Annotated in this window: 6 protein-coding genes, 2 tRNA genes and 2 pseudogenes; 7 read left to right on the forward strand and 3 right to left on the reverse strand. The window is 67.7% G+C overall.

The window, feature by feature from the left end:
* Positions 1 to 192 precede the first annotated feature (192 nt).
* Positions 193 to 267: transfer RNA gene (locus CFREN_RS03480), tRNA-Gly, on the reverse strand.
* Between the two features lie 262 nt (positions 268 to 529).
* On the opposite strand from CFREN_RS03480, the gene CFREN_RS03485 reads away from it, so the two are divergent.
* From CFREN_RS03485 to clpX, 5 genes and pseudogenes are all read left to right on the forward strand, one after another.
* Positions 530 to 606 (forward strand) — tRNA-Pro (locus CFREN_RS03485).
* A gap of 68 nt (positions 607 to 674) precedes the next feature.
* The gene (gene tig, locus CFREN_RS03490) at positions 675 to 2,066 is read left to right on the forward strand and encodes a trigger factor (protein WP_070519098.1); all 1,392 of its coding nucleotides are present in this window, start codon (positions 675 to 677) and stop codon (positions 2,064 to 2,066) included.
* Positions 2,067 to 2,316: 250 nt separating this feature from the next.
* A pseudogene (locus CFREN_RS03495) lies at positions 2,317 to 2,880 on the forward strand (ATP-dependent Clp protease proteolytic subunit); the annotation flags it as partial.
* A gap of 180 nt (positions 2,881 to 3,060) precedes the next feature.
* Positions 3,061 to 3,675, forward strand: coding sequence for an ATP-dependent Clp protease proteolytic subunit (locus CFREN_RS03500; RefSeq protein ID WP_141742902.1), 615 nt, complete (start codon positions 3,061 to 3,063; stop codon positions 3,673 to 3,675).
* A 340-nt stretch (positions 3,676 to 4,015) separates the two neighbouring features.
* Complete coding sequence (gene clpX / locus CFREN_RS03505) at positions 4,016 to 5,278, forward strand: ATP-dependent Clp protease ATP-binding subunit ClpX (RefSeq protein ID WP_070520024.1); 1,263 nt, start codon at positions 4,016 to 4,018, stop codon at positions 5,276 to 5,278.
* A gap of 89 nt (positions 5,279 to 5,367) precedes the next feature.
* Here clpX and arsB read toward each other — a convergent pair.
* Positions 5,368 to 6,412: pseudogene (gene arsB, locus CFREN_RS03510) on the reverse strand (ACR3 family arsenite efflux transporter).
* Between the two features lie 248 nt (positions 6,413 to 6,660).
* Positions 6,661 to 7,452 (reverse strand): TetR/AcrR family transcriptional regulator, encoded by a 792-nt coding sequence (locus CFREN_RS03515; RefSeq protein WP_070520020.1) that lies wholly within the window; start codon positions 7,450 to 7,452, stop codon positions 6,661 to 6,663.
* 218 nt (positions 7,453 to 7,670) lie between these two features.
* Between CFREN_RS03515 and CFREN_RS03520 the strand changes: the two genes are divergently transcribed.
* A complete protein-coding gene (locus CFREN_RS03520; protein ID WP_070520018.1) occupies positions 7,671 to 8,654 on the forward strand; it encodes a malate dehydrogenase in 984 nt (327 codons plus the stop codon).
* A 161-nt stretch (positions 8,655 to 8,815) separates the two neighbouring features.
* Positions 8,816 to 11,560, forward strand: a complete 2,745-nt coding sequence (locus CFREN_RS03525; RefSeq protein ID WP_209654783.1) for a valine--tRNA ligase — start codon at positions 8,816 to 8,818, stop codon at positions 11,558 to 11,560.
* Positions 11,561 to 11,671 lie beyond the last annotated feature (111 nt).

Raw genomic sequence — 11,671 nt, forward strand, 5'->3', positions numbered from 1 at the left:
TGCCGCCGACTTGTGATCGACGCTGTATGAAACCGTGACGCGGGCACGCTGTCGTGAGCGGTCGTGACATGTCCGTGACGGATTGCGGGGAGGATTCTCTTGGTGTGCCGGGGTGTTGCAACGACCGCTGGGTCCCGGGATCCCGCCGAAAAGAAGAACACCCTCCGACGCCGGTCGGAGGGTGTTTTCACGTGGAGGGGATGACGGGAATCGAACCCGCGTCTTCAGCTTGGAAGGCTGAGGTATTAGCCACTATACGACATCCCCGCAGCTCAACCGGGGCGGCGGCATCGTCGTAAAGCGAAACGCGCCCCTACGTGAACGTGGGGGAAACTATAGCGCACCCCGCGCCCGCCGCCATAATCGACGCGCCACGGGCTTAAACCGGGGCGGTGATCGCCCCGCGAAAGGCGGCCACGTAGACTGCACGACGTCATCGCATGACTCGCTTCACGACGACCCGACCGCACCGCCCAACGGCGTGCCGGGCCGATCGCGGCGGGGGATGGGATGCGGGACAAATTCACAACGGGGTATGGCGCAGCTTGGTAGCGCACTCGCTTTGGGAGCGAGGGGCCGTGGGTTCAAATCCCGCTACCCCGACCAGCATCACGGGCACTCCCGTGGTCTGTGAAATCATTTAACTCACATCTACTAACAGGAGTGTGCAACCAGTGAAGTCCTCCGTCGAGCAGCAGAGCGCCACCCGCGTCAAGATCACCGTCGAGGTCCCCTTCGACGAGCTCAAGCCGGAATTCGACAAGGCCCACGAGGCCCTCGCGCAGCAGGTCCAGATCCCGGGCTTCCGCAAGGGCAAGGCCCCGGCCAAGCTCATCGAGGCCCGCATCGGCCGCGGCCCCATCCTCGAGCAGGTCCTCAACGAGATGGTCCCCTCCCGCTACGGCCAGGCCGTCGAGGAGCACGACCTGAAGGTCATCGGCCAGCCCGACGTCGACGTCACCAAGCTGGAGGACGGCGAGCTCGTCGAGTTCACCGCCGAGGTCGACGTCCGCCCCGAGATCGAGCTGCCGGACTTCGCCGACATCTCCGTCGAGGTCGACGCCCTCAAGGCCGACGACGAGGCCGTGCAGGCCGAGCTCGACAACCTCCTCGCCCGCTTCGGCACCCTCACCGGCGTCGAGCGCGCCGTCGAGGACGGCGACTTCATCTCCATCGACCTGTCGGCCACCGTCGACGGCGAGGAGCTGGAGGAGGCCTCCACCGAGGGCCTGTCCTACCAGGTCGGCTCCGACGACCTCATCGACGGTCTCGACGACGCCGTGATCGGCCTGGCCCAGGGCGAGTCCAAGGAGTTCGGCACCAAGCTCGTCGCCGGCGAGCACGAGGGCGAGGACGCCCAGGTCACCGTCACCGTCCAGTCCGTCAAGGTCCGCGAGCTGCCCGACGCCGACGACGAGTTCGCGCAGATGGCCTCCGAGTTCGACACCATCGACGAGCTGCGCGAGGACCTGGCCAAGCAGGTCGAGACCACCAAGAAGGGCGAGCAGGCCCAGCAGATCCGCGACAAGGTCCTCGCCGCCGCCCTCGAGAAGACCGAGGTGCCGCTGCCGGAGGGCGTCGTCAAGGAGCAGGTCGAGGGCCAGCTGCAGCAGCTGCTCGGCCAGTTCGGCGGCGACGAGGCCGTCCTGAACTCCATGCTCGAGGCGCAGGGCACCACCCGCGAGCAGTTCGACGCCGACTCCCGCACCTCCGCCGAAGAGGCCGTGCGCACCCAGCTCTTCCTCGACGAGCTGGCCGAGCAGGAGCAGCCGGAGGTCTCCCAGCAGGAGCTCACCGACCACATCCTGTTCACCGCCCAGTCCTACGGCATGGACCCGAACCAGTTCATCCAGCAGGTCCAGCAGTCCGGCCAGCTCGCCAACCTCTTCGCCGACGTCCGCCGCGGCAAGGCCCTGGCCGTGTCCATCCTGAAGGCCACCGTCAAGGACACCGACGGCAACGACATCGACGTCGCCGAGTTCTTCGGTGAGGCCGAGGCCCCCGAGTCCGACGTCAAGGCCGACGACGCCGAGGCGAAGGCCGACGAGACCGACGCCGAGAAGTAAACCCCCACGCGGAACCGGGGTCGTCGCAAAGCAAAAAGCACCGACGGATCCCGGCCCACCCGCGACGATGGGGGACCGGGCCCGGGGATGCGCGCCGCCGAACCCCGGCTCCGACGCTGACAGCGAACATGGGGCCGTCCCGAAACAAAGGGACGGTCCCTTTCGTTACCCTCAATGAGAGATCCCGCCCCCGAGGCGGGCCGCCCGTGAAACGGCGGCGAAGGCGAAATGGAAGGGAAACCCTTTTTCGATGAGCGACCAGAACCACGCCCCGGCCGACTCCGTGTTCGACAAGCTGCTGAAGGAGCGCATCCTGTTCCTCGGCGACCAGGTCGACGACCAGATCGCCAACAAGCTGTGCGCCCAGATGCTGCTGCTGGCGGCCGAGGACCCCGAGCGTGACATCGCCCTGTACATCAACTCCCCGGGCGGCTCCGTCACCGCCGGCATGGCCATCTACGACACCATGAAGTTCGTGCCGTGCGACGTCGCCACCTACGGCATGGGCCTCGCCGCCTCGATGGGCCAGTTCCTGCTGTCCGCCGGCACCCCCGGCAAGCGCTACGCCCTGCCGCACGCCCGCATCATGATGCACCAGCCGTCCGCCGGCATCGGCGGCACCGCCTCCGACATCACCATCCAGGCCGAGCAGTTCGCCCAGACGAAGAAGGAAATGGCGCGCCTCATCGCCGAGCACACCGGCCAGCCGCTCGAGCGCATCGTCGAAGACTCCGACCGCGACCGCTGGTTCACCGCCGCCGAAGCCCTCGAGTACGGCTTCGTCGACCACGTGGTGACCTCCCTCAAGGACGCCCGCGAGACCGCCAACGACTCCGCCGAGCGCACCGCCGAAAACGCCGCCGACGTCGCCCGCGGCGAGGACGCCGGCAAGTAGGCCGGGCGCAGAAAGCGAGCCACGACAATGCACCGCGAATACCCCGGCCAGAAGCCCGAAACGCACCAGTCCGCAACGAACATGGAGATGAGCACCAACATGCAGATGCCGCAGTCGCGCTACGTGCTGCCGTCCTTCGTCGAGCACTCCAGCTTCGGCGCGAAGGAATCGAACCCGTACAACAAGCTTTTCGAGGAGCGCATCATCTTCCTCGGATCGCAGGTCGACGACACCGCCGCCAACGACATCATGGCGCAGCTGCTCGTGCTCGAGGGGCTGGACCCCGACCGCGACATCACCATGTACATCAACTCGCCCGGCGGCTCGTTCACCTCGCTGATGGCCATCTACGACACCATGCAGTACGTCCGCCCGGACGTGAACACGGTGTGCCTGGGCCAGGCGGCGTCGGCCGCGGCCGTGCTGCTCGCCGCCGGTGCGCCGGGCAAGCGCGCCGCCCTGCCCAACGCCCGCGTGCTCATCCACCAGCCCGCCACCCAGGGAGTGCAGGGCCAGGTGTCCGACCTGGAGATCCAGGCCGCCGAGATCGAGCGCATGCGCACCCTCATGGAGGAAACCCTGGCCCGCCACACCGGTCAGACCGCCGAGCAGGTGCGCCTGGACACCGACCGCGACAAGATCCTCACCGCCGAGCAGGCGAAGGAGTACGGCATCATCGACCAGGTCTTCGAGTACCGCAAGCTGAACAAGTAGCGTTCCTCGACTGATCCGCATTCGACCCGGTTCCCGATGGGGCCGGGTTTTCGCGTTGTCGGTGGTGGACGACGGCGGGACTGCGTCAGCGACGGCGAGGGGCGCGGCGCGCCGTGGGAGGCGGGCTGGTGGGCCGAATCCGGGCGGGCGGCTAGGCTGGGTGCGATCGAGCCCTCGACTGCCGACGACCGGTAGGGCGCGGGCCCGGCGGAATGACATCGCCGCATCCGGGGTTGCCACCGGAAAGGCCGCGAAAGCGGGCGCACGGCACGGCGCGGAAACGGACGCGCCGGAGGAACTCCCGCCGACACGACGACCAGGGAAGAGGGGCCGCACGAGTATGGCACGCATGCAGGAAAGCGCCGATCTGCTGAAATGCTCTTTCTGCGGGAAGAGCCAGAAGCAGGTCAAGAAGCTCATCGCCGGGCCGGGCGTCTACATCTGCAACGAGTGCATCGAGCTGTGCAACGAGATCATCGAGGAAGAGCTCAACGTCGGCTCGGCGCCGGAGGAGAGCGGCGACCGTCTGCCGCGCCCGGCGGAGATCCGCGACTTCCTCGATGAGTACGTCATTGGCCAGGACGTCGCCAAGCGCACGCTCGCCGTTGCGGTGTACAACCACTACAAGCGCATCCGCGCCGAAGAGCAGGGCGCCCGCGACGACGTCGAACTGTCGAAGTCGAACATCCTTCTGCTTGGCCCGACCGGCTGCGGCAAGACGCATCTGGCGCAGACGCTGGCCCGGAAGCTCGACGTGCCGTTCGCCATCGCCGACGCCACGAGCCTCACGGAAGCCGGCTATGTCGGCGAGGATGTGGAGAACATCCTGCTCAAGCTGCTGCAGGCCGCCGATTTCGACGTGGCGAAGGCCCAGCGCGGCATTATTTACGTCGACGAAGTGGACAAGATTTCCCGCAAGTCGGAGAACCCCTCCATCACCCGCGACGTGTCGGGTGAGGGCGTGCAGCAGGCGCTGCTGAAGATCCTCGAAGGCACCGTCGCCGCGGTGCCGCCGCAGGGAGGGCGCAAGCACCCGAACCAGGAGTTCATCCAGTTCGACACGTCCAACGTGCTGTTCATCGTGGCGGGCGCGTTCGCCGGCCTGGAGAAGGTCGTCCAGGAACGCGTCGGAAAGAAGGGCCTCGGCTTCGGCGCGGACGTGCACTCGAAGTCGGACGTCGACGAGGTCGACCCGTTCCGCGAGGTGCTGCCGGAGGACCTGATCCGCTTCGGCCTGATCCCGGAGTTCATCGGCCGCCTGCCGGTCATCGCGTCGGTGACCAACCTCGACGAGGACGCGCTGGTCCGCGTGCTCACCGAGCCGCGCAATTCGCTGGTCCGCCAGTACGAGCGCCTCTTCGAGATGGACGGCGTGGAGCTGACCATCGACGACGACGCGCTGCACGCCATCGCGGGCAAGGCCATCGAACGCAAGACCGGCGCCCGCGGCCTGCGCGGCATCATGGAGGAGATCCTGGTGCCGGTGATGTTCGACGTGCCGGACCGCGACGACGTCTCGCAGGTCATCATCCACCGCAATTGCGTCACCGACGGCGCGGCCCCGGAGCTGGTTCTCGCGGAGCCGGGCGAGCGCAGCGCGTAGCTTTCGCTTTACGACGCCGACGCGGCAACGGCCCGGCCCCCGTTAGTTTGGGGCCGGGCCGTTGTCGCGTGTTCGCCGTTTCGGGGACGTCACCGCGGCGGCAGCGTCGCGTCGCCGGCGAACAGTTTCGGCCCGAGCCACAGCATGAGGTAGACGAGGCCGACGAGGACGGGGATCTCGATGAGCGGGCCGATGGTGCCGGCCAGGGCCTGGGCGGAGGTGGCGCCGAAGGTGCCGATGGCCACGGCGATGGCCAGTTCGAAGTTGTTGCCGGCGGCGGTGAAGGACACCGACGCGGACTGGGCGTAGGTCATTCCCGACGCCTTCGAGGCGGCGAGGGCGATGAAGAACATGCCCACGAAGTAGGCCAGCAGCGGCAGTGCGAGGCGGGCGACCGTCCCCGGCTGCGAAGTGATCTGCTCGCCCTGCAGGGAGAACAGCAGGACGATCGTGTACAGCAGGCCGATGAGCGCGAGCGGGGAAATGCGGGGGGATGAAAGTCGATTCGTACCAGTCGCGGCCCTTGGCTTTCTCTCCGACGATGCGGGAGACGACGCCGGCGAGCAGCGGGATGCCCAGGAACACGACGACGGAGATGACGATGGACCGGAAGGAGAATTCGGCGCTGGTGGTTTCCAGGCCGAGCCACGACGGCAGGATCTGCAGGTAGAACCAGCCGAGCACGCCGAACATGAGCACCTGGAAGACGGAGTTGATGGCCACGAGCATGGCGGTGGCTTCGCGGTCGCCGCAGGACAGGTCGCTCCACACGAGGACCATGGCGATGCAGCGGGCGAGGCCGACGATGATCAGCCCGGTGCGCAGGGCGGGCTCGTCGGGGAGGAAAATCCAGGCCAGGGCGAACATGAAGGCGGGGCCAATCACCCAGTTGAGCAGCAGCGAGACGGTCATGAGCCGTTTGTCGGCGGCGATTTCGCCGGCCTTGTCGTAGCGGACCTTCGCCAGCGGCGGGTACATCATCACCAGCAGGCCGAGGGCGATGGGCGGTGAGATGCCGCCGACCTCCATCGCGCCGAGCGCGTCGCCGATGCCGGGGAAGAATCGGCCGATCGCGAGGCCAAGGGCCATGGCGAGGATGATCCACACGGGGAGCCACCGATCCAGGAATGACATCCGGGCCTGCGGGGGCGCCGTGGGGGCTGGAGCGGTCACTGCACACCTTCCACCAGTTCGATGAACGTCGAACTAAAGAGTACGTCGCGTCGCGAGGCCGAGCGCAATCGGAAGAGGCTTGACGACGTCCCGGTCCCATCGTCGTCAAGCGAAGAACCGAAGCAGAGGCACGAACCGCAAGTTCGTCGGCGGCGAAAGAGAGAACGGCCCGGCCCCGTTCGTGTGGGGCCGGGCCGTCGTCTCGAAAGCTACTCGTCGCCGTCGTCGTACATGTCCGTGAACGTCGGCGCCACGTCGCCGTCGGCGCGGTCGTCGAGGAGGGCGGGGGACTCGTCGGCGTAGACCTCGTCGACGAGGCGGGGCTCGACGACCTTCCGCCGCGGGGTGGTGGTCACGTAGGAGTTGCCGTGCTGCCAGGTCGTCGAGGCGGTGAGGAACCCGGTGACGGCGTCGCGGGCCATTTCGCGGAGACGGTCGATGAGCGTCTCGGAGGTGAGTTCGAGGCTGTAGAGGTTGCGGAAGGTGCGCTCGTTGAGGGTGGGGAACTGGGCCATCGACGCGACGATGTAATAGATGTCCAGGGCGGAGACGTCGGTGCGGAAGGCGCCGTAGTCGCGGCCTAGCAGCAGCACGCGGTCGAACTCGAGGACGATTGGGGACTGTTCGGCCAGGGCGGAGGATTCCTCCAGTGGGAGGATGGGGTGCATGTTCTCCTGGGCGATGAAGCGCACCGCCGACGGGTTGTCGGCGAAGCGGTCGAAGATGACGCCGACGACGTGGCGGAGGACGTCGACGGGGACCTCGGAGTCGATGCGCAGCGCCTCGGGGTCGGGGCGCAGCAAGCTGAGCACGTAATGCATGGTCGTGCGGTAGAGGCCCATTTTGTCGCCGCAGTGGTAGTGCAGCATGCGCTTGGAGACGCCGGACGACGACGAAATGGCGTCGAGGCGCGCGTCGGCGTACCCCTTGGCGGTGAACTCGCCGAGAGCCGCCTCGAGGACGGCGTGGGGGACTGCGTCGCTGCTCCCTGAGGCCTTCATGTGTTGCCTTTCCGCATTTTCGGGTGGTGCCCCGTCGGTGATCGGGGGTGATATGCCCGTTCTGCACGGCGTTCGGCCGTGAAAAAGTGAAGTGCCGGGCACCATCCGTTTCATGCTATCCAGATTCGTCACGCGCCGACCGTGTCCTCCCCCATCTGCGCATCGGGCGAACCGGCTATATCGTTGAGCGCGTAACAGAATCCAAGGAAAGGACCACCGTGAGCGTTTCCCCCGTGAAGGTCGCCGTCACCGGCGCCGCCGGTCAGATTTCGTATTCTCTGCTGTTTCGTCTGGCCCACGGCGACGTGTTCGGTTATGACGTCCCGGTGGAGCTGAGCCTCCTCGAGATCCCGGCTGCGCTGGGCGCGACCGAGGGTGTGGCGATGGAGCTTCAGGACTCCGCTTTCCCGCTTCTGCGCGGCATCAACATCACCGATGACCCGAACAAGGCGTTCGATGGCGCCAATGCGGCGTTCCTGGTCGGCGCGAAGCCGCGCGGCAAGGGCGAGGAGCGTTCGGCGCTGCTGTCGGCCAACGGCAAGATCTTCGGCCCGCAGGGGCAGGCCCTCAACGATCATGCGGCGGATGACATCCGCGTTCTGGTCGTGGGCAACCCGGCCAACACCAACACGCTCATCGCCAACGAGCACGCGAAGGACATCCCGTCGGACCGTTTCACGGCGATGATGCGCCTGGATCACAGCCGCGCCCTGTCGCAGCTGGCCGGCAAGCTGGACCGTACGGTGAGCGATTTCGAGAAGGTCGTCGTGTGGGGCAACCACTCTGCGACGCAGTTCCCGGACGTGTCCTACGCCACGGTCGGCGGGGAGAAGGTGTCGGATCTGGTCGAGCAGTCCTGGCTGGACGACGATTTCATTCCGCGCGTGGCCAAGCGCGGCGCGGAGATCATCGAGGTCCGCGGTTCCTCGTCGGCCGCGTCGGCTGCGGCGGCGGCCATCGATCACATGCGTGACTGGGTGCAGGGCGTTCCGGGCGACGACTGGGTGTCGGTGGCGCTGCCGTCGGATGGTTCCTACGGCATCGACGAGGGCCTGGTGGCCGGCATGCCGTGCCGTTCCGTCGACGGCAAGTGGGAGATCGTCCAGGGCCTGGAGATTTCCGACTACCAGCGCGCCCGCATCGACGCCAATGTGGCGGAGCTGCGCGCCGAGCGTGATGCGGTGGCCGACCTGCTGCCCTAGGGGGTTGAGCAGGGCCGCGTCCGGCGGGCTCGGGTAGGGCCCGGGCCGGACTGGTGCCGCGCGGGGCGTCGTAAAGCAATGCTGCTTTGCGACGCCCCGTCTGCTTTTCCAGGTGACCGGGCAGGACGTGGTGGGCGGCGGGATCCGGGCGACCCTCTAGACTGTCCGACGTGACCAACGCCGAGAATCTTCCGAACCGCGCCGACAATCTGCCGAAGTCGTGGAACCCCTCCGAGGTGGAGGCGGATCTCTACCAGGGCTGGGTGGATGCCGGGTACTTCACCGCCGACGCCACCAGCGACAAGCCGGCGTATTCCATCGTGCTGCCGCCGCCGAACGTGACGGGCCAGCTGCACATGGGCCATGCGCTCGACCACACGCTGATGGACGCCCTGGCCCGCCGCAAGCGGATGCAGGGCTACGAGGTGCTGTGGCTGCCGGGCATGGACCATGCGGGCATCGCCACGCAGACCAAGGTCGAGGCGCAGCTGAAGGAGACCGAGGGCAAGGACCGGTTCGACTACGGGCGCGAGGAGTTCATCGAGCGCGTCTGGGAGTGGAAGCGGGAATACGGCGGCAAGATCGGCGGCCAGATGCGCCAGATCGGCGATTCCGTCGACTGGTCGCGCGAGCGGTTCACCCTCGACGAGGGGCTGTCGCGTGCGGTGCAGACCATTTTCAAGGAGCTGTTCGACCAGGGCCTGATTTACCGTGCCAAGCGGATGGTCAACTGGTCGCCGGTGCTGCAGACCGCGATTTCCGACATCGAGGTCAAGTACGAGGATCGCGACGGCGAGCTGGTGTCGTTCCGCTACGGCGACGGCGACCAGTCGATCGTCGTGGCGACGACCCGCGTGGAGACGATGCTCGGCGACGTCGCGGTGGCGGTGCACCCGGATGACGAGCGGTACACCGCCCTGGTGGGCACGACGCTGCCGCACCCGTTCCGCGACGATCTGACGCTGCAGGTCATCGCCGACGATTACGTCGACCCGGAGTTCGGCACCGGTGCGGTGAAGATCACCCCGGCGCACGACCCCAACGACTTCGCCATGGGCCAGCGGCACGACCTGGACATGCCGGAGGTCATCGACAAAACCGGCGCGATCACCGGCACCGGCACGCGTTTTGACGGCATGGATCGTTTCGAGGCGCGCGCCGCGGTGACCGAGGCGCTGCGGGAGCAGGGGCGCATCGTCAAGGAGGTCCGCCCCTACGTCCACTCCGTGGGCCACTCGGAGCGTTCGGGCGAGGTCATCGAGCCGCGCCTGTCGGAGCAGTGGTGGGTCAAGGTCGACAAGCTGGCCGAGATGTCCGGCGATGCGATCCGCCGCGGCGACACCGTCATCCACCCGGCGTCGCAGGAGCCGCGCTGGTTCGACTGGGTCGACGACATGCACGACTGGTGCATCTCCCGTCAGCTGTGGTGGGGCCACCGCATTCCGATTTGGTACGGGCCGGACGGCGAGATCGTCTGCGTCGGGCCGGATGACGAGGCGCCGACGGGCGAGGGCTGGCACCAGGACCCCGACGTGCTGGACACGTGGTTCTCGTCGGCGCTGTGGCCGTTTTCCACGATGGGCTGGCCGGAGGCCACCCCGGAGCTGGCCAAGTTCTACCCGACCTCGGTGCTGGTGACCGGCTACGACATCCTGTTCTTCTGGGTCGCGCGCATGATGATGTTCTCGACCTTCGCGGCCACCCTGCCGAACTCGCCGTTGGGCGAGGGCGTCGACGGTCGCCCGCAGATCCCGTTCACCGACGTGTTCCTGCACGGGCTGGTGCGCGACGAGCAGGGCCGCAAGATGTCCAAGTCGCTGGGCAACGGCATCGACCCGTTGGACTGGGTGCGCGACTACGGCGCCGACGCGCTGCGGTTCACGCTGGCCCGCGGCGCGAACCCCGGCTCGGACCTGCCGGTCGGTGAGGATTCGGCGCAGAGCTCCCGCAATTTCGCCACGAAGCTGTTCAACGCGACGCGCTTTGCGCTGATGAACGGCGCGCACGTCGGCGAGCTGCCGGCCCGCGAGACGCTGACCGACACCGACCGGTGGATCCTGGACCGCCTGGAGCAGGTCCGCGCCGAGGTCGACGAGGCGCTGGACAAGTACGAGTTCGCCAAGGCCAACGAGGCGCTGTACCACTTCGCGTGGGACGAGTTCTGCGACTGGTACCTGGAGATGTCCAAGGTGGACTTCCCGCGTTTGGCGGAGGGCGAGGAGCCGACGGCCGAGCAGGCCGCCCGTTCCGAGTCGACCCGCCAGGTGCTGGGTCACGTGCTCGACGTGCTGCTGCGTCTGCTGCACCCGACGATCCCGTTCGTCACGGAGGTGCTGTGGAAGGCCCTGACCGACGGTGACGAGGGCACGCCCGAGTCGCTGGTCATCGCTTCCTGGCCGACCGCCGGCGAGGCCAACGGTGGCGCCGACGTCGACGCCGATGCCGCCCGCCGCATCAACGACGCGCAGAAGCTGGTCACCGAGGTGCGCCGCTTCCGCTCGGACCAGGGCGTCAAGCCGTCGCAGCGCGTGCCCGCCCGGTTCGACGCGGCCGCCGCGGACCTGTCCGCGCAGGAGGGCATCGTCCGGTCGCTGGCCCGACTGGAGACGCCGGAGGAGGGCTTCACCGCCACCGCGTCCATCGAGGTTCGCTTGTCGACGGCGACGGTCACCGTCGAGCTGGACACGTCCGGCACCGTCGACGTCGCCGCCGAGCGCAAGCGCCTGGAGAAGGACCTCGCCGTGGCGGAGAAGGAGCTGGCGGGCACCGAGAAGAAGCTGGGCAACGAGTCCTTCCTGGCGAAGGCCCCGGAGGCGGTCGTGGACAAGATCCGCACCCGCAACCAGGTCGCGCGCGAGGAGATCGAGCGCATCACCGCCCGGCTGGAGGGGCTGCCGAAGGCATGACGGGCAACAAGGACGACGACCGCCGGGGCGACGACGAGATCCGTCTGATCCTCGATGATCTCGCGCCGGCCGATCCCGGTGCGGGGCAGGTCGGGGCCGGTTCCGGCGAAC

This window comes from Corynebacterium freneyi (assembly GCF_030408835.1).
Taxonomy (GTDB): Bacteria; Actinomycetota; Actinomycetes; order Mycobacteriales; family Mycobacteriaceae; genus Corynebacterium; species Corynebacterium freneyi.